Genomic DNA, 17,456 nt, shown 5'->3' with positions numbered 1-17,456 from the left:
TGTCCCGCCCCTACAGTTGCAACTCTTTACACCAGCGCTCTCGCTTCGTCCAGCGTCAGCAGGATTTTTTCTTCGGCGGCGGTAAAGCCGCGCAAAACAAAGCTCTGTACCGTTACGGCGCGGGCAAAGGTAAACGGCAGGCAAAAGTTCAGCACCTCGCTGGGCATCGTGCGCTCAAGCACGACCGCCTCGGGGAAAAGCGCCTGATAATCGGTTGCATCCCGCGGGTGCGTCTTGATAAACAGCGGCCCGGCAGCATATTTTGCCGCCACCGCCTTGAACATCGCGTCCTGCTGTCCCTGCGTCATCAGGCCGTCCGCCACAAAGCTGCGGGGCAGCAAAAGCGTGGCGCCATCGGCCTTTTCCGGCAGGGGCCTGGTCAAAAATACGCGGCGCACCATTGCTTTTTCGTCCTCGGTCAGGCTTTCCAACAGTTTGGCCTTGCTGTCCGTCACCATGCGGTCGGCGGCAAACAGCGTACACCGCGCGGCGTCCTCGCTCTCGACGCAGCGGCACCATGGGCTGTCACCCCAGTAGAGGTAGCCTTTTCCGCGCTGCTTCGCGGCAAAATCGGCCGCCGCGCGCTGGTCAGTCACCAGATGCTGGTCGGGGCCGAGCGTACTGCCGAAGGTGTCCTCACAGAGGATATACCCGGCGCGGCAGTCCTGCAGGTAGCGGCCCAGCACGCTCCAATCGTTGTGGATGTAGACATTTTCATACGCAGCGCGGTCAAATTTCCATCCGCACAGCTTTTCAAACGCCCGCGCGGCCCGCTGGTGGGCAAAGAGGCCGGTCACAGTGCCGGGCCACTTTGTCTCCTCGACAATGATCGTCTTGACAACACCGGTCGCGTCCAGCCGGGCCGCCAGCGCGGCGGTGTCGGGCACAGACGCGGAAAGCACCATCGTATGAGGCCCATTTTCACAGGCGCAGCGCCCGGCCCGCAGCAGATCAACAAGCACCTGATAGGCCGTGTGGCAGATGTAAAGATTCGGTTTCATGCGTCACTCCTGCACGAGCTTGACGGGCGGGAAGTGGATGCGTCCCCAGCCGGACGCCCATTCGGGCATCGTCAGGTCGCTGTTGGTCACTTCAAAGGCGAACTCGGTCACCGGCTTGTCCAGACAGACCGCATGGGCCAGCGCGCCGTCAAAAATATCGAGATAGAAGAAATACTGTCCCTCGCCCAGCAGGCTCGGGTCAAATTCAAACACCGAGGTGTAGAGCTTACCCGGCTCAGCGGGGCCGAGGTCGACCGGGTGGGTGATGCCCACAGGGGAGGAGTCCCGCGCGTGGAGATTCATCTTCATGTGGATCCCCGCAAACGGCTCCGACACGCGCCATGTGATCTTGACGCGCATCTTCTCGGTGTCCGCAAAGACGCTGGACTCCTTATCGACAAAGTCGAGCGTTTCCAGCCGGAATCGCTTACCGGCGCTGCCGGTCATGCGGGCAACATCGGCCAAGTCGTAGTGGACCACATTCACATCGGTCGTGTCCATATAGACGGCAATCGCCTGCTCCACATCTCCGTCAAAGATGACCTTGCCCTTGTCCAGCACGACACAGCGGCTGCAGAGCTGGCGGATGGTGGACATATTGTGGCTGACATACAGCACCGTGCGGCCGTCCTGATTGGCAACATCGCTCATCTTGCCAAGGCATTTCTGCTGGAACTTCATATCGCCGACCGCCAGCACCTCGTCCATGACCATGATCTCGCTGTCAAGGTGGGCGGCCACGGCAAAGGCAAGTTTCACAAACATGCCACTGGAATAGCGCTTGACCGGCGTGTCGATAAAGTCGCCGCACTCGGAAAATTCAATGATCTGCGGCAGCTTGGCGTCGATCTCGGCCTTGGTCATGCCGAGGATCGCGCCGTTCATATAGATATTCTCGCGGCCGGTCATCTCATTGTTGAAGCCGGTGCCGACCTCCAGCATCGAGGCCACGCGGCCGCGAATTTTGATTTCACCCTCGGTGGGGGCCGTGATGCGGGACAGCAGCTTTAACAGCGTAGATTTTCCCGCGCCGTTGCGGCCGATGATGCCAAGTGCCTCCCCCTGATAGACCGTCAGGTCTACGCCGTTCAGTGCCATAAAGGTTTGCCCAAACAGCCGCTGATCCGTGCCGATGACGGTGTTCGGGTCCTCCTTGCCGCGCACGCGCGCCCACCAGCTCTGCAGGTCGTGCGTCAGCGTGCCACCGCCGATCTGGCCGAGTTTGTATTGCTTTTTCAGCCCTGTAACCTCGATGACAGGGCGTTTTTCGGTTGTAGACATAATACGCCCTCCCTCAGACGGTATCCATAAAGGTTTTTTCGATGCGGCTGAACAGCACGACACCCAGCACCAGCGCGGCGGCGGTGAATACCAGACTGTACACGATGCCGAACATCGTGACCGTGCCGGTGCCTAAGGTCGCCATGCGGAAGATCTCGATCGGGGAGGTCATGGGGTTCAGCTGAACCAGCACGCGCAGACGGGGGCTGGCGTCCAGCATCGACAGCGGGTAGACAACGGGGGAGGCGTACATCCAAAGCTGCACGCCGAAGCCCACGGCAATGGCAAGGTCGCGGTATTTTGTCGTCAACGAGGATACGATGATGCCGACACCGAGGCCGAGCAGCATGACCTCCAGAATGACAAAGGGCACCGCCAGCACCCACAGTGTAAAGGCCACGCCGCTGCCGGTGGCAAAAAACCACACCCAGAAAATCAGGTACATCGCCGCCTGAATGCCAAAGTTGATCAGGCTGGTCAGCACCTGACTGACCGGCATCGTCAGGCGGGGGAAGTAGACCTTGCCGAAGATCTGCGAGTTCGTCACAAAGGTGTTGGCCGTGTTGTTGACGCAGTTTGCAAAAAAAGTCCAGACCGTGTTGCCCGCCATGTAGAACAAAAAGCCGGGCACGCCATCGGTAGGCATGTTGGCCATGCCGCCGAACACGATATTGAAGATGACCGTTGTGATGAGCGGGTTCAGGATGATCCACGCAGGGCCGAGTATTGTCTGCTTATACAGCACGGTAAAGTTGCGCTTGACAAACATCGTGATCAGGTCGCGGTAGCGCCACAGCTCGTTCAGGTCGATGTCGAACCAGCCGGTTTTGGGGCGTATGACGGTAGTCCAGCCCTCGTCGGCCGGGCGGGTGGTTTGCAGATTTTCAGCCATAAAAATACCTGTTCCTTATGTGTATGATCGTGTTTGCACAGTTCTCCATAGTAATAGTGATATTTTACCACATTTCGCGCAAAGAATCAACTTGCCGCAGCGTTTATAATTATGGTAGGGGCCGGGCATGCCCGGCCCGGTTGTGAAAGGCAAACGGGCGTTTCCCGCAAGGCTGCGGGCCGCACATGTGCGGCCTCTACAGGCAGCAAGAAAGCGGCCTGCCGAAAATCCATCGGCAGACCGCTTTTATACATTCACTATTTTACAGCACCTTTGACAAAAATGCCTTCAAGCGCTCGTTTTCGGGGTTGGCAAAGAATTCCTGCGGGCCCTTATCGACCTTGACGATGCCCTCATCAATAAAGATGATTCGGTTGGCAACCTCACGGGCAAAGCCCATCTCATGGGTGACACAGACCATCGTCATGCCGCCGCGGGCCAGCTCCTTCATCAATTCCAGCACCTCGCCGACCATCTCGGGGTCAAGGGCGGAGGTCGGCTCATCAAACAGCAGCACATCGGGGTTCATCGCCAGCGCACGCACAATAGCGATGCGCTGCTTCTGGCCGCCGGACAGCATATTGGGGTAGGTGTCCGCCTTGTCGGCCAGACCGATGCGCTCCAGCAGCTCCATGGCTTTCTTGTCGGCCTCGGGCTGCTTCATCAGGCCCAGACGCACGGGGGCCAGCGTGATGTTCTTCTTCACCGTCAGGTGGGGGAAGAGGTTGAAATGCTGGAACACCATGCCCATCTTCTGGCGCACATGGTCAATGTCGTGGTCGGTGACTTCCTTGCCGTTGAAGATGACGTGGCCGCCGTCCGGCTCCTCCAGACGGTTCAGGCAGCGCAGAAAGGTGGATTTGCCGCAGCCGGAGGGGCCGACCAGCACAACGCAGTCGCCCTTGTTGATCGTCAGATCCACGCCTTTCAGCACCTGCAGGCCGCCGTAGTTCTTCTTCAGTCCTTTAACGTCTATCACTTTGCGCCAGCCTCCTCTCAAATTTTGCAAGCAGCGCGCTGAACAGCATGACCAGCACCAGATAGGTCGCAGCAACGCCGAGCAGCGGGAACATGGCCTCATAGGTACGGTTCATGATGCCCTGCGCGGCATACAGCAGCTCCTTGCCGCCGATGACCGTGATCAGCGAGGAGTCCTTCAGCAGCATGATGAACTCATTGCCCAGCGCAGGCAGGATGGAGCGGATAGCCTGCGGGATGATGATTTCAAACATCGTGGTCATATAGTTGAGACCAAGGCTGCGGCCCGCCTCCATCTGGCCGGGATCGACCGCCATCAGGCCGCCGCGGATGATTTCGGAGACATACGCGCCGGAGTTGATGCCCAGTGCTAGTGCGCCGACCATCGTAAAGTTGCGGCTGCTGGCAAAGATGACCATGCTCATGATAAGCAGCTGCACCATCATGGGCGTGCCGCGGATGACTGTGACATACACCTGCGCCACTGCGTTGAAAATCCCCAGAATCGGGTTGCGGTGGTGGGGCTTCTGCTGGGCATAGCCCACACGGATCATGGCAACGATGGCACCCAGCACAACGCCCAGCACCAGCGCAATGGCCGTGACCAGCAGGGTCGTGCCGACGCCCTTGATATACTGCTGCCACCGGTCCGCATACAAAAATGCCTGGTAGAATTTTACGAAGAAGTCCTGGCCGAAGCTCAGCTGCTGGCCGCTTTTGGCCAGCTCCGAGAGCGCTTCAAACTGCGCCTCCATCCGCAACACAACCTTTCTTTTTGGGCCGCTCCTACAAAGCGACACTGATTTTACATGATATTGCTGATTATACCATACTTATAGGAAAAATCACAGCATAATAAAAGAAAAGCGCGCCGGGTTCCGGCGTGCCTTTCGGTAAGCTACAAAACGCTTATTCAGCGTTGATGTACTTGTCCACAATGGCCTGCAGGGTGCCGTCAGCCTCGAGCTCCTCGAGTGCGCCGTTGATGGCGTTCAGCAGCTCCGTGTTGCCCTTGGCAACGCCGATGGCGTAATCCTCCTGCGCATAAGCGGTGTCGAGGATCTTCAGGCCGGGGTTGGCCTCCACGAACTCCTTGGCGGGAGCGTTGTCGATGACGACGGCGTCAACCTGACCATTGTTCAGGGCCTGCACAGCGGTCAGACCGTCGTCGTAGGCGATGACGTTGTCCTCACCGAAGTCGTCGGTGCAGTAAATGTAACCGGTAGTGCCGCGCTGGGTGCCGATGGCCTTGCCGGACAGGTCGTCAGCGGTGGCAATGTCGGAGCCCTCAGGCACGATGATGGACTGGATGCCCTCGGCGTAGGTGTCGGAGAAGTCCATGACCTTCAGGCGCTCGTCGGTGACGGTGACACCGGCCATGACGATGTCGCTCTTGCCGTTCTGGGCAGCCAGCAGAGCGGCGTCAAAGTCCATGTCGTCGACCTGCAGCTCCAAGCCGAGCTTCTTGGCGATGGCATCCGCAACCTCAATGTCGATGCCCTCAAAGTCACCGCTGTCGGTGGTCATCTCATACGGGGGGAAAGCGGCGTTGGTGGACATCGTCAGCTTGCCGGCGGTGACGGTGGTCAGCGCCGCAGGTGCAGCCTCAGCAGTGGAGACAGCCTCGCTGGAAGCAGCCTCAGAGGAAACGGCCTCGCTGGAAGCAGCATCGGTGGAAGCGGAACCGCCGCAGGCGGCCAGACTCAGCATCATAGCGGAGCTGAGCATCAGAGCAGTGATTTTTTTCATGATGATCTCCTCGATTCAATGTATCTCAAATGTTTGTACCTTCCCAAGCCCTCACTTGGTTGATGTATACAGTATAACTGCATAAATATGTAAAGTCAATGTATATTTAATAACTTCGGCGTTTTACATGGGCAGAGCAGGGGAGTGGAAAGTTTTTTGTGCAATCTGGCGGAGGTATAAATGTAGGGGCCGGGCATGCCCGGCCCGCAGCTTTATGACAGACGCCTGCTTGCCTTTACGTTGCGGGCCGCACATGTGCGGCCCCTACAGCCTCAACATTCCAAATTTTTCTACTTGACTTAAAGCCGCACTTGTGCTATAAATAACTTAACTTCATCCTGTACAAAGCCACGAGGCAGACAAACGGGATGCGGTGCCTTGTATAAGAGAGAACCGCCGCGGATCTTCCGCGTGGTGCAAGCGGTTTTACAGCGGCCCGCAGCCTTACCACTGCCGAGCGCGGGGGCGAACCTCCGCCGGGTACGGCCCGTTACAGCCGGCTTGAGCGGCGCTTTCCTTTATTAAGTATTAAAGCAAGGCGCAATTTGGGTGGAACCGTGGAGCTTTTCAATGCTTCATCCCTTGTATGTCGTAAGGGATGGAGCATTTTTTGTTTGCAGCTATGCAAAAGGAGCGTACAACCATGAAGATCATCTACAAGGACGGCACCGTTGCCGAGTGCCCGCAGGAAGAAGAACTGCACGTTCTGCGCCACACGGCAGCCCACATCATGGCTCAGGCCATCAAGCGCCTCTACCCGCAGGCGGACTTTGCCTTTGGCCCCGCGACCGAGAACGGCTTCTTCTACGATGTTGATCTGGGCGACACCAAGCTCAGCGATGAGGATCTGGCCAACATCGAGAAAGAGATGAAGAAGATCTGCAAGGAGAATCTTCCTCTCAAGCCGTTCATCCTGCCGCGTGATGAGGCTGTCAAGCTGATGGAGGAGCGTCAGGAGCATTACAAGATCGAGCATATCGCCGACCTCGCTGACGAGACCGAGTTCAGTTTCTATCAGCAGGGCGAGTATGTTGACATGTGCATCGGACCCCACCTGTGCTACACCAAGGCACTCAAGGCCTTCAAGATCACCCAGCAGTCCGGCGCTTACTGGAAGAACGACAAAGAGAACAAGATGCTGACCCGCATCAATGGCGTTGCCTTCCGCAATCAGGAGGAGCTGGACGCTTGGGAGAAGCAGCAGCAGGAGGCCCGTGAGCGCGACCACCGCAAGATCGGCAAGGAGATGCGTCTGTTCATGACGGACGACCTCGTCGGCCGCGGCCTGCCGATGTTCCTGCCCAACGGCTACACCGTCTGGCAGCAGCTGGAGGAGTATATCAAGGGCAAGGAGCGCGAGCGCGGCTACCTGCATGTCATGACTCCCTGCATCGGCACCGTGAACCTGTACAAGACCTCCGGTCACTGGGATCACTACCGTGAGAACATGTTCCCCGCCATGGAGATGGAGGGCGAGAGCTATGTGCTGCGCCCGATGAACTGCCCCCACCACATGATGATCTACGCCAACCAGCCGCACAGCTACCGCCAGCTGCCCATCCGCATCGGCGAGATCGCCCATGACTTCCGCTATGAGTCCTCCGGCACGCTGAAGGGCATCGAGCGCGGCCGTCACTTCTGCCAGAATGACGCCCACCTGTTCTGCACGCCGAGCAGATCAAGAGCGAGGTCGCCGATGTCTGCAGCCTGATTTTTGATGTCTACAAGGACTTCAACATCACCGACTACCGCTGCGTGCTGTCCCTGCGCGACCCCGCTGACAAGAAGAAGTACCATGACGATGACGCCATGTGGAACCATGCCGAGAACGCCCTGCGCGAGGTTCTGACCGAGCTGGGCATCCACTTCACCGAGGAGATCGGCGAGGCTGCCTTCTACGGCCCGAAGCTGGATGTCAATGTCAAGCCCGCTGTCGGTGCCGAGTACACGCTGTCCACCTGCCAGCTGGACTTCTGCCTGCCCGCCAAGTTCCACCTGACCTATGTGGACAAGGACGGCAGCGAAAAGACCCCCGTTGTGCTGCACCGCGCAATCCTCGGCTCTCTCGACCGCTTCATGGCTTATCTGATCGAAGAGACGAAGGGCCGTTTCCCGACTTGGCTGGCTCCCACGCAGGTCAAGGTGCTGCCCGTCAGCGAGAAGACGCTGGACTACGCGAAGGGATGTCACTGCCAAGCTGCAGGCCGCCGGCGTCCGCGTCGTGCTGGATGAATCCAACGAGAAGATCGGCTACAAGATCCGTCAGGCCCAGCAGGTCGACCGTGTGCCCTACATGCTGGTTCTGGGCGCGAAGGAAGTCGAGGCCAACAACATCAGCGTGCGTGACCGCAAGGGCGACACCACCACGATGGAGCTGGACGCTTTCATCGCCAAGGTTGTTGATGAAATCAAGAACCGCGTGAATAACGGCTAATATCGGTTTATAAAAATACCGCTGTCAGAAAATGACAGCGGTATTTTTTATTGGTACCGGCGGCAATGTGCCAATGCCCCTCCGGCATCGTTTTACTCAGCCGCCTCTCCACTGCGTGAGGAGGCCTACACGCGGGCTTTTCCCGCTACACCCGCTCCCGCTCTTCTTGCCTTTCGGCGATACTCTGTCGGGCCGCAGCCGTAGACCTGCCGGAACGACCGCGCAAAATAGCTGCCGTCCTGAAAGCCGCACTGCCCGGCGATCTCGGTCACGCTCAGACCGGTGCCGCACAAAAGCTCTGCTGCACGCTGGGCGCGCCGGTCCCGCAGATACTGGTTCGGCGTTGTACCGATCATATCATGGAAGCACCGCAGGCACTCACTGGCGCTGATGGAGGCACTGGCCGCGATTTGATCGACCGAGACATCCTCGGCGTAGTGATCCTGAATGTACTGGAGCATCTGCTTGATGCGGTCGGCACTGCGCAGCGCCTTTTTGGGGATAGGCCGGGCGGACGGCGCATGGGTCACCAGCTGCCAGATCATCTCCGACAGAGCGGGCCCCGCGCCTTGAACTCGTAGCCCGGCACCTCATTGACCACGGCGCGGTAGGCCTGCTCCATTGCCTCCAGCGCCTGCCGCTGCCACGGGATCTCCCGGTGCAGCACCGCGCAGGGGCGGGTAGGGTCGGTCAGCAGCGGCTGCAGATACTTCTGCCAGAATACACTGTCGGCGCTGCCGCCCACCAGCGCGGGTGAAACACCATGCTGCGCAGCCGGCAGGGGACGGCCGATGCCTGCCAGTCGGCATGCAGCACCCCCGCATTGATAAAGATACCGTCACCGACCGGCAGTACACATTTTCACCGCCTGCGGCGGCCAGCACCGTACCCTCGGTCACGACCAGCACCTCCAGATCCTCATGCCAGTGCCATGGCACCGGGGTCGATCTCAAGCTGATCATGGTAGCACGCGACCGGAAACGCCGCCGTGCCGTGGGCGTTCAGCTCACGCCCGTTTTCGTCCAGCTCTGTGCAGCAGGGGCTAAGCGCCATCCCTATTACCTCCATTCTGACGGAATTGTACCAGAATCTCGGCGGATTCCTCGCATTATTCCTCCGCTTTTGATGGTATAATCATAGTGTTCTGATTTCAAATTGTCAAGAGGTATTTGTATGGTTTCTTTGCTTTTACCGGTCATCTATCTGGCATTCATCAGCCTTGGTCTGCCGGATGCCCTGCTGGGTGCGGCGTGGCCCACCATGTACCCCCAGCTGGGCGCGGGCGTGTCGTGGGCGGGCGGCGTATCGATGATCATCTCCGCCGGGACCATCGTGTCCAGCCTTGCAAGCGAGCGGCTCAACACCCGCCTCGGCACCGGGCGGGTCACGGCGCTGAGCGTGGCCACCACCGCTGTGGCACTGCTCGGCTTTTCCACCTGCACAGAGTTCTGGCAGCTCTGCCTGTGGGGCATCCCCTACGGGTTGGGCGCCGGCAGCGTGGACGCCGCGCTGAACAACTATGTGGCCCTGCACTATGAGAGCCGCCACATGAGTTGGCTCCACTGCATGTGGGGCATCGGCGCAGCGGGCGGCCCGGTCATCATGGGCTGGGCGCTGGCGGGCAGCACCTGGCAGAGCGGCTACCGCATCATCTCGATTCTGCAAATCGCCTTGACCGCTGTGCTGCTATTCAGCCTGCCGCTGTGGCAGACCCCCGCCGATGCTGGGGCAGGGGAGGACTTTACCCCCGAGCATCGCACCCTTCCGCAGCTGATGAAAGTGCCCGGCGTGCCGGAGGTGATGTGCTGCTTCGCGCTATACAACGGTTTGGAGGCCGTGGCCGGCATGTGGGCGGCCAGCTACTGCACACTGGTGCGCGGGCTGGACGCGACGACCGCCGCCAGTTGGGCGAGCCTGTTCTATCTGGGCATCACGGGCGGCCGGTTTTTGAGCGGCTTTTTGACGATGAAATTCAACGACCAGCAGATGATCCGTCTGGGGCAGACACTCATCGCCGTGGGTATTGCGCTGCTGCTTCTGCCGGGCAGCGCTGTGTTGCCGGTGGGCCTTGTGGTCATCGGACTGGGCTGCGCGCCCCATCTACCCCTGCATCATCCACGAGACGCCCGCCAACTTCGGCAAAAACCTGAGCATGGCGATGACCGGCATCCAGATGGCCGCCGCCTACGTTGGCGTGACGCTGCTGTCTCCGTTTTTCGGCGTGTTAGCGCAGAATATCACGATGCAGCTCTACCCGTGGGCACTGCTCGCCATGCTGGCACTGATGTTTTATCCTGTCGGAGCAGCTGCATAAAAAGACGGCCGCGAGGCGGGCGGGGAAGGTCTAAATAAAGCCTCCCTTGTCAAAGGGAGGTGCCGAGCGTTAGCGAAGGCGGAGGGATTCCTGCCCGGCTGCGGGTGTGACGAGCAGCTATGGCACGGCCCGTCAGAATCTCTCCGGCCGCCTACGGCGTCCACCTCCCCTTTGACAAGGGAGGCTTTTATCCTGTATAATGAGTAAAAGAGGAGGCGATACCATGCAAAAATGCAGCCTGTGCGGCGGGCGGGTCGTCAATGGCCGATGTGAGGAATGCGGCATGCCCATCCCGCCCGAACATACCTACACCCTGCGGGGCGAAAGTGCCCACTACCACCGCGTCAACGGCGAGGATGTGCTGCACCGCGTGCGGCCCACCGGCAGCCGCCCCAAGGTGGACGGCTACGACGAGGAAGAGCGCACCGCCCATCTGCATGACAGCGGCACCGACCGGCACGAGGCCCCCGCGCGCCGTTGTGCGCACCGCCCGCCGTGCCGGGATCTGCACCACCAAGCGTACAGGCACTGCCGCATGGAGCCTTATCACTGCGGCGCTGTTCCTGCTGCTGCCCGCCCTCTATCTCTTGCTGCAGCGCAGCACAGTCACCCCTGTCCCCGAGCCGCCCCTGCCTGCCGAGGAACAGGCAACAGAAGCCTACAGCAACGCCTATGACGACCTGCGCGGCACTGTGCCCGCCGCGGGTGCGGACTGGGATGGCAGCCTGACTGCGGGCCTGTACACCGTAGGGCAGGATCTGCCCGAGGGCACCTACACCATCCAGTGTGCCGAGAGCAATACATCCATTGACCTGCACATCGTCAGCGATGAGCACGGTGTTGAAATCTACGAGGATCTGTCCTCCAACGGCTATGACACCATCGACAGTGAGCGGGACGATGTTCCGCTGCCGGCAGGCACCGTGCTGTTTCTGACCGGCAATGGCACGCTGTACTTCCACAGCAGCAACGCCCAAGTCGATGCACTGCCCACTGAAACCGCCCCCAATCCGCTGGTCGGCGATACGGCGTACACCCTCAGCGACAGTGATGAGAGCCTGTATCTTCTGGTAGGTGAGGACATCGACCCCGGCGTCTACGACGTGACCTGCACGGCGGGGCAGCGGCTACTTTGCCTTTGACCTGCCGATGGAGAATACCCGCACAATGTACTGCAGCGCATGGCTCTACGGCGACCCCGACTATGTCGATACGCTCCGCCACATCACCCTGACCGAGAACACCGAGGTCACGCTCTCCAACTACAGCGATATGGATTTTACCGTGGCGCTGACCCCCAGTGAAACGGTGTATGTGCATGAATAAAAAAACGGCCACTCAAAAATGAGTGGCCGAATTTATTTTTATAGATCTGTAGAGGCCGGACCTGTCCGGCCCTGCCGTGCGGCAGAAATCACACCTTCTGCCGTTATTTCTCCACTTCTTCTTCGTCAGCTCCCGCCATTGTCCGGGGGCCAGTGCGGCATCCAGCGCCACGCCGCCGATGCTCCGGCGGTGCAGGGCATTCACACCCGCGCCATAGACGCCGAACATCCGCTTGATCTGGTGGTACACGCCCTGCCGCAGCGTCACCAGAACGGTCTTGCCGTCATCGGTCAGCGGCTCTGCCCCTGCCGGGGCCATCGTCTCACCGTCCGCAAGCGTGACGCCTGCGGCAAAGCCGCGGCGCATCTCCTCGGTCAGTGCTGTGTCGAGCGTAACAACATATTGCTTTTCAACATGATGCGCGGGGGAGAGGATGTCGTGCGCCAGCGCGCCGTCATCGGTCAGCAGCACAAAGCCGGTGCTGGTCTTATCCAGCCGCCCGGCCGGGAAAAGTTCCCGCCGGGGAAAGTCCGCCGCCACAAGGTCTACCACCGTGGTATCCCGCTTATCCCGGCTTGCGCTCACGACCCCCTCAGGCTTGTTCAGCATGATATAGACAAACGCCTGATATGCGCCCGCCAGCGGCGTGCCGTCCAGCGCAACCTCGGCCGTATGCTCGTCAAGCTGGGTGTCCGCCTTGCGGCAAACCATGCCCCCCACCATGACGCGGCCCTTCGTCACGGCCTTGCGGCTCTCGCTGCGGGTCATACCGGTGCGCTCGGCCAGATACTTGTCCAGTCGCATCATGCGCCATGCTCCTGCGTGATGGCCGCCGTCTTGCCGCGCGTGACCTTGACGAGATCGGCGGGGGCGCACTCGATCTGGGTGCCGATGCGCCCGCCGGAGACGAGCATCGTGTCCTGCGCCAAGCAGCTCTCGTCAAAGACGGTCACAAACTGCTTTTACATGCCGACAGGACTGCACCCGCCGCGGATGTAGCCGGTGACCTTGTTGATGTCGGCTACATGGATCATCGCCACGCTCTTGACACCGGCGGCCTTGGCGGCTTTTTTCAGGTCCAGCTCGGCCAGCACCGGCACGACGAAGACATAGTAATTGCGGTCAGCGCCCTGCGTGACGAGGGTCTTGAACACCTTGGCCGGGTCCTGCCCGGTCAGGCGCGCCACGTTCGCGCCGTCGACAGCCTGCCCTTCCTCATGGGGGTATTCATGCGCAGTGTAGGCAACCTTTGCCCGCTCAAGCATCCGCATTGCGTTGGTTTTTGCTTCTTTTGCCATATCTGAAAACCTCTTTATCTGTCTCTATGCCTTTCCCCGAGGGGCTGCGCCCGCAGGCGCGTGTCGGAGCGCAACCGCCGTAGGCGGCTCTTAGCGCGTAGACTGAAGGTGGCCCCGCAGGGCCGAATGAGGGGCGCGTGTTCCTGGCAACCCTCTGTTGGGCAATAATGGCAAGGCCGCCCCTCATCAGTCCGCTTCGCGGACAGCTTCCCCCAAGGGGGGAAGCCTTTGCGTTCCTATTATATAACCCCTAAACAATTTTCGCAAGGGGGCTTGACTTTAGCGCTTTAAAGTGTTAGAATATCGGCATTGACAAAAACACCTGCGTGTAAGACAATAGAAGCAGAAAAGACAGGAGTATACCACCATGATTATCGTACTGAAACAGCACGCCCCCGCCGACAAGGTCGAAGCCTTCTGCAAAGAGCTCAACGGCATGGGGTATCAGATCAATGATTCCGTCGGCAGCGACACCCACATTCTGGGCCTGATCGGCGATACCAAGGCCCTTGCCGAAAGCTGGGTGCTGGCCAACCCGGTCGTCGAGACCTGCCGCCGCGTGTCCGAGCCGTACAAAAAGGCCAACCGCAAATTCCACCCGGATGACACCGTGGTCGATGTCGGCGGTCACAAGATCGGCGGCGGCTACTTTGCCGTCATGAGCGGCCCCTGCAGCGTTGAGAGCAAGGAGCAGATCACCTTTGTGGCGCAGCGGGTGCAGGCCGCCGGGGCCAGCATCCTGCGCGGCGGCGCGTTCAAGCCGCGCACCAGCCCCTACAGCTTTCAGGGCCTGCGCGCCGAAGGTTTGGAGCTGCTGCAGGAGGCCCGCGCAGTCACCGGCCAGCCCATCGTGACCGAGCTGATGAACAACGAGCATATCCCGCTGTTTCTGGACGCCAAGGTCGATATGATCCAGATCGGCGCGCGCAACATGCAGAACTTTGAGCTGCTCAAGGCGGTCGGCAAGCTGGATGTACCGGTGCTGCTCAAGCGCGGCCTTTCCTCCACCTTGGAGGAGCTGGTCATGAGTGCTGAGTACATCATGGCCGAGGGCAACCCCAATGTCGTGCTGTGTGAGCGCGGCATCCGCACCTTTGAGACGAGCATGCGCAACACGCTGGATATTTCCGCCGTGCCTATGCTGAAAAAGATGACCCATCTGCCGGTCGTGATCGACCCGAGCCACGCCGCCGGCATCGCCTTTATGGTACCCGCACTGGCACAGGCCGCCGTGGCAGTCGGTGCGGACGGCCTGATGATCGAGACCCACAACGACCCCGCCAAGGCCAAGAGCGACGGTGCCCAGAGCCTGACCCCCGACCAGTTCGACACGCTGATGGCCACCATCAAGCCGGAGCTGGAGTTCTTCGGGAAAACGCTGAACTAAGCCACTGCGTACACGGGCGCATATGGAATGCGCCCCTACATGTAGGGGTCGGCGTCCTCGACGACCCGGGAGCTTTGCGACTGCCACTATGTTCCACGGCGGCCTGTGGGCAGGCCGCCCTACATATAACGGTACTGTCGGATGTAGGGCGGGGTGCCCTCACCCCGCCGCACAGGGCGGTTGCCGCACACAACCGCGGGCGGGCAATGCCCGCCCCTACAAAAAATCCCGCTGTCTGGCACAGACAGCGGGCATTTTTTATTTCTGGTACAATTTTTTCTTCTGCTGGTGGGCTGCGATCTTGATATAGACCGGCCTCGGCAGAAAGCGTCCCAGCGTCATACCGGCCGCCACAAGCCGGCTGGGTACAATAACCGTCTTGCGGCGGGCAATGCCGTCCAGCGCACAGCGCACGCAGTATTCCGGCGTGATGCCGCGCAGGGCGAACTCAACATTCGCCACGGCGTTGAACTCCGTGTCCACCGGGCCGGGGCAGAGGCAGCCCGCATACACCGGGCTGTGGGCCTCCTTCAGCTCCTGCGCAAGGGCGCTGGTCAGGCTGACCACATAGGCCTTGGTGGCGTAGTAGGTCGCCATATAGGGGCCGGCGGGCATCAGGCCGGCGCAGGAGCCGACATTGAGCAGCGCGCCGAAGCCCTGCTTATACAGCTTTTGGCCGATCTTTTTTGTCAGGATATGCACCGCCCGGATATTGACGGACAGCATATCCAGATCCTTGTCCAGTTCGGTCTGTAAAAACGGCCCGCAGTCGCCAAAGCCTGCATTGTTGATAAACAGATCCACCCGGCGGTCCTCCAGCGCCTTGGCCAGCCGCAGACATTCGCTCTTTTTGGAAAGATCCGCCGTCATGATCTCACAGACGGTCGTAAGATGGTCAGACAGCGTTTCCAGCCGGTCAGCGCGGCGGGCCACCAGCATCAGGTTATACCCCCGGGCAGACAGCTGCCGCGCAAATTCAGCGCCGATGCCCGAGCTGGCACCGGTGATAACTGCAAACTTAGGCATAGGTATCTCCTTCTTTTATCGGAAATCGTGCGGTATGCGGCATTCGCCTTTAATGGTGCCGCCCCACACCGCCGCCGCGTGTGGAGCCGCCGCCCGAGCGGAACCCGCCGCCCGAGGGACGCGAACTGCCAAACCCGCCGGAGGGACGGCTGCGGCCTGCACCGCCGCCACTGGTAAAGCCGCCGCCTGCGCGGAATCCGCCCGAAGGACGCGGCCCACCGGAGGGTCTTGGCCCGCCGGGACGCGGGCCGCCCGGGCCGGGGCCGAAGCCGCCGTAGGGCGGCGGGGGAGGAGGCGGCGGGCGGCGGGGCCTCCGGGATGCGCGGCCCATGCCGTACCAGAACATATTGCTGCCGATACTGCCGCCACGGCCGCCGCGCCGCGGGGGACGCGGGCCGCGGGGACGCAGCACTACCGTGGTGATCCAGATGATAAGGATCGCCGCAATGATCAGAAGGATCATGCCCATCACATTCACCCCTCCGCGTGCGGCCGTGTTGGCGGTGTAACCGCTGTCCAGCGTCACACCGTAGATGCTGCACAGCCGGTCGGCCAGCGCCTGCACGGTCTTTTGGGTGCCGGTGTCGTAATCACCGGTAGCCCAATAGGGCTCCATGTACTCGTCCAGAAGGGAACCCAGCGTGCTGAAGGACAGGCGGCTTTCCAGCCCGGAGCCGCGCATGATGTAGTAGTCGCCGCCGTCGGCCTCATAGGGGGCCAGCAGCAGCAGCACACCATTGTTCTGGTCGGCAGAGCCAAGCTCCCAGTCGTTAAAGACATTGTAGGCAAAGCCCTCCATTGTCGTGTTGCCCAGCAGCTCATCGACCGTGTAAACGCCGATCTGCGCGCCGCAGGCATCGGACAAGCTGATTGAAATGTCATTGATGTAGTTTTCCGTTTCGGCGGAAAGAATGTCCGCGTGGTCAGCCACGGCGTTTTTCTTATCCACCTGCACGCGGGGTGCTGCCCAGACGGGCAGCGCCGCCAGCACCAGCGCCGCAAGCACCGCACCTGCGGCCGCCGCGCGCCCGGCAAATGTTTTCAGTTTCATAGCGTTTCCTTTTGTTATACGCTTATCCAAGCAGTGTGAATGTCGGCATCGTCTCTACCCCCCACAGGGCGCCAAGCTGCGCTGTGGGGAAGGCGGTGGAATTTACAACAGCGGCATACTTGTTGTATTTTGTAAGATACTCCCGCACGATGATATTTTCGTATGAGGTGAACTCATCGTGCGCAATGTCCAACTCTCTGCGGTCCTGCTTATCCCTTTGGGCATGCGCCGTTTTATAGGCCAGTTCGACCGCATTGATCATCTCGCTGTGTACAATCGGCTGCTGACGGCTGATGTCTCCGATATACTCGTTTACCGCCTTCTGCGCCTGCTGTACCGCTGCGTTATCCTCGCCCAAGATCGTTCCTGCCTCGGCAACGACCTGTGCGGCGGCCTGCGCCAGTCTGCCCGTATCGGTTCTGCCGCTGTTTGTTGTACACATCTCGGTATAGGCGGCAACGGCCGCCGTTTGCGTCCCTTTCAGCCTTGCGCCACCGATGCCAAACACCGACACAAGCGCCAGTGCGACAAGCACCAGCGATGCCACACCGCGCTTTTTGGCGGGTGCAGGCAGCTTTGTCTCGACCTCGCCGAGAATTTCCAGCTGCGGGCCATGGATGGTAAAGGTTTCCTGTTGTTCGAGTTGCATTGCTAATACCTATATTGTGCTGTAGGGGCCGGGCATGCCCGGCCCTCTTGTTTTCAGAGGCCGCCCATTT

General features: G+C 60.2%; 17 protein-coding genes and 3 pseudogenes. 5 read left to right on the top strand and 15 right to left on the bottom strand.

All coding sequences use genetic code 11. From position 1 onward, the window contains the following. Positions 1-26 precede the first annotated feature (26 nt). The 6 genes from OGM67_06340 to OGM67_06315 form a co-directional block, all read right to left on the bottom strand. Complete coding sequence (locus OGM67_06340) at positions 27-1,001, bottom strand: glycosyltransferase family 52 protein (GenBank protein UYJ35922.1); 975 nt, start codon at positions 999-1,001, stop codon at positions 27-29. A 3-nt stretch (positions 1,002-1,004) separates the two neighbouring features. Next, positions 1,005-2,282: a polysaccharide ABC transporter ATP-binding protein gene (locus OGM67_06335; GenBank protein UYJ35921.1), complete on the bottom strand. Its 1,278-nt coding sequence runs from the start codon at positions 2,280-2,282 to the stop codon at positions 1,005-1,007. Between the two features lie 13 nt (positions 2,283-2,295). Continuing rightward, positions 2,296-3,174 carry an ABC transporter permease gene (locus OGM67_06330; protein UYJ35920.1) on the bottom strand — a complete coding sequence of 293 codons (879 nt, stop codon included), beginning with the start codon at positions 3,172-3,174 and terminating at the stop codon, positions 2,296-2,298. Between the two features lie 262 nt (positions 3,175-3,436). After that, a complete protein-coding gene (locus OGM67_06325) occupies positions 3,437-4,153 on the bottom strand; it encodes an amino acid ABC transporter ATP-binding protein (protein UYJ35919.1) in 717 nt (238 codons plus the stop codon). Continuing rightward, positions 4,140-4,907: an amino acid ABC transporter permease gene (locus OGM67_06320; protein ID UYJ35918.1), complete on the bottom strand. Its 768-nt coding sequence runs from the start codon at positions 4,905-4,907 to the stop codon at positions 4,140-4,142. Before OGM67_06320 ends, OGM67_06325 begins: the two co-directional genes overlap by 14 nt. A gap of 154 nt (positions 4,908-5,061) precedes the next feature. Continuing rightward, positions 5,062-5,901 (bottom strand): ABC transporter substrate-binding protein, encoded by an 840-nt coding sequence (locus OGM67_06315; protein UYJ35917.1) that lies wholly within the window; start codon positions 5,899-5,901, stop codon positions 5,062-5,064. Between the two features lie 643 nt (positions 5,902-6,544). On the opposite strand from OGM67_06315, the pseudogene thrS reads away from it, so the two are divergent. Beyond that, a pseudogene (gene thrS, locus OGM67_06310) lies at positions 6,545-8,335 on the top strand (threonine--tRNA ligase). A gap of 125 nt (positions 8,336-8,460) precedes the next feature. Here thrS and OGM67_06305 read toward each other — a convergent pair. The 3 genes from OGM67_06305 to OGM67_06295 all read right to left on the bottom strand — a co-directional run bounded on the left by OGM67_06305 (position 8,461) and on the right by OGM67_06295 (position 9,403). After that, complete coding sequence (locus OGM67_06305; GenBank protein ID UYJ35916.1) at positions 8,461-8,880, bottom strand: AraC family transcriptional regulator; 420 nt, start codon at positions 8,878-8,880, stop codon at positions 8,461-8,463. Beyond that, positions 8,877-9,080: a hypothetical protein gene (locus OGM67_06300; GenBank protein UYJ35915.1), complete on the bottom strand. Its 204-nt coding sequence runs from the start codon at positions 9,078-9,080 to the stop codon at positions 8,877-8,879. Before OGM67_06300 ends, OGM67_06305 begins: the two co-directional genes overlap by 4 nt. Positions 9,081-9,253: 173 nt before the next feature. Continuing rightward, complete coding sequence (locus tag OGM67_06295; GenBank protein ID UYJ35914.1) at positions 9,254-9,403, bottom strand: hypothetical protein; 150 nt, start codon at positions 9,401-9,403, stop codon at positions 9,254-9,256. Positions 9,404-9,508: 105 nt separating this feature from the next. Here OGM67_06295 and OGM67_06290 point away from each other — a divergent pair. Further along, positions 9,509-10,683, top strand: a pseudogene (locus tag OGM67_06290) (MFS transporter). 153 nt (positions 10,684-10,836) lie between these two features. On the opposite strand, the gene OGM67_06285 reads toward OGM67_06290, so the two are convergent. Further along, on the bottom strand, positions 10,837-11,109 hold the full coding sequence (locus tag OGM67_06285; GenBank protein UYJ35913.1) for a hypothetical protein: 273 nt from the start codon (positions 11,107-11,109) through the stop codon (positions 10,837-10,839). Between OGM67_06285 and OGM67_06280 the strand changes: the two genes are divergently transcribed. Then, positions 11,087-11,791, top strand: a complete 705-nt coding sequence (locus OGM67_06280) for a hypothetical protein (protein ID UYJ35912.1) — start codon at positions 11,087-11,089, stop codon at positions 11,789-11,791. The two genes, OGM67_06285 and OGM67_06280, sit on opposite strands and share 23 nt — an antisense overlap. A 7-nt stretch (positions 11,792-11,798) precedes the next feature. Next, on the top strand, positions 11,799-11,975 hold the full coding sequence (locus OGM67_06275) for a hypothetical protein (protein ID UYJ35911.1): 177 nt from the start codon (positions 11,799-11,801) through the stop codon (positions 11,973-11,975). Positions 11,976-11,987: 12 nt separating this feature from the next. Here OGM67_06275 and OGM67_06270 read toward each other — a convergent pair whose 3' ends face one another. Both OGM67_06270 and ybaK read right to left on the bottom strand, forming a co-directional pair. After that, positions 11,988-12,779, bottom strand: a complete 792-nt coding sequence (locus OGM67_06270) for an rRNA pseudouridine synthase (protein UYJ36199.1) — start codon at positions 12,777-12,779, stop codon at positions 11,988-11,990. Continuing rightward, positions 12,779-13,273 (bottom strand): annotated as a pseudogene (ybaK, locus tag OGM67_06265) (Cys-tRNA(Pro) deacylase). The gene OGM67_06270 and the pseudogene ybaK overlap by 1 nt, the downstream one beginning before the upstream one ends. Before the next feature lie 367 nt (positions 13,274-13,640). On the opposite strand from ybaK, the gene aroF reads away from it, so the two are divergent. Continuing rightward, positions 13,641-14,660, top strand: a complete 1,020-nt coding sequence (gene aroF / locus OGM67_06260; protein ID UYJ35910.1) for a 3-deoxy-7-phosphoheptulonate synthase — start codon at positions 13,641-13,643, stop codon at positions 14,658-14,660. A gap of 258 nt (positions 14,661-14,918) precedes the next feature. Here aroF and OGM67_06255 read toward each other — a convergent pair whose 3' ends face one another. From OGM67_06255 to OGM67_06245, 3 genes are read right to left on the bottom strand one after another with little or no spacing between them, the layout of a single operon-like run. Continuing rightward, complete coding sequence (locus tag OGM67_06255) at positions 14,919-15,686, bottom strand: SDR family oxidoreductase (protein UYJ35909.1); 768 nt, start codon at positions 15,684-15,686, stop codon at positions 14,919-14,921. A 49-nt stretch (positions 15,687-15,735) separates the two neighbouring features. Beyond that, positions 15,736-16,737 (bottom strand): TPM domain-containing protein, encoded by a 1,002-nt coding sequence (locus tag OGM67_06250; protein ID UYJ35908.1) that lies wholly within the window; start codon positions 16,735-16,737, stop codon positions 15,736-15,738. Between the two features lie 22 nt (positions 16,738-16,759). Beyond that, on the bottom strand, positions 16,760-17,386 hold the full coding sequence (locus OGM67_06245; GenBank protein UYJ35907.1) for a hypothetical protein: 627 nt from the start codon (positions 17,384-17,386) through the stop codon (positions 16,760-16,762). Positions 17,387-17,456 lie beyond the last annotated feature (70 nt).

It is taken from the genome of Oscillospiraceae bacterium, from assembly GCA_025757985.1.
In the GTDB taxonomy this organism is placed as follows: Bacteria; Bacillota; Clostridia; order Oscillospirales; family Ruminococcaceae; genus Gemmiger.
The sequence above is the reverse complement of the archived record's forward strand: the minus strand, read 5'-3'. Positions and strand labels throughout refer to the sequence as shown.

Excerpts from the sequence above, each read along its gene's own strand:
- OGM67_06340 (UYJ35922.1), bottom strand. The coding sequence starts at position 1,001 with ATGAAACCGAATCTTTACATCTGCCACACGGCCTATCAGGTGCTTGTT.
- OGM67_06270 (UYJ36199.1), bottom strand. The coding sequence starts at position 12,779 with ATGCGACTGGACAAGTATCTGGCCGAGCGCACCGGTATGACCCGCAGC.
- aroF (UYJ35910.1), top strand. The coding sequence starts at position 13,641 with ATGATTATCGTACTGAAACAGCACGCCCCCGCCGACAAGGTCGAAGCC.
- OGM67_06335 (UYJ35921.1), bottom strand. The coding sequence starts at position 2,282 with ATGTCTACAACCGAAAAACGCCCTGTCATCGAGGTTACAGGGCTGAAA.
- OGM67_06315 (UYJ35917.1), bottom strand. The coding sequence starts at position 5,901 with ATGAAAAAAATCACTGCTCTGATGCTCAGCTCCGCTATGATGCTGAGT.
- OGM67_06280 (UYJ35912.1), top strand. The coding sequence starts at position 11,087 with ATGACAGCGGCACCGACCGGCACGAGGCCCCCGCGCGCCGTTGTGCGC.
- OGM67_06330 (UYJ35920.1), bottom strand. The coding sequence starts at position 3,174 with ATGGCTGAAAATCTGCAAACCACCCGCCCGGCCGACGAGGGCTGGACT.
- OGM67_06255 (UYJ35909.1), bottom strand. The coding sequence starts at position 15,686 with ATGCCTAAGTTTGCAGTTATCACCGGTGCCAGCTCGGGCATCGGCGCT.
- OGM67_06250 (UYJ35908.1), bottom strand. The coding sequence starts at position 16,737 with ATGAAACTGAAAACATTTGCCGGGCGCGCGGCGGCCGCAGGTGCGGTG.
- OGM67_06295 (UYJ35914.1), bottom strand. The coding sequence starts at position 9,403 with ATGGAGGTAATAGGGATGGCGCTTAGCCCCTGCTGCACAGAGCTGGAC.
- OGM67_06320 (UYJ35918.1), bottom strand. The coding sequence starts at position 4,907 with ATGGAGGCGCAGTTTGAAGCGCTCTCGGAGCTGGCCAAAAGCGGCCAG.
- OGM67_06275 (UYJ35911.1), top strand. The coding sequence starts at position 11,799 with ATGGAGAATACCCGCACAATGTACTGCAGCGCATGGCTCTACGGCGAC.
- OGM67_06305 (UYJ35916.1), bottom strand. The coding sequence starts at position 8,880 with ATGATCTGGCAGCTGGTGACCCATGCGCCGTCCGCCCGGCCTATCCCC.
- OGM67_06245 (UYJ35907.1), bottom strand. The coding sequence starts at position 17,386 with ATGCAACTCGAACAACAGGAAACCTTTACCATCCATGGCCCGCAGCTG.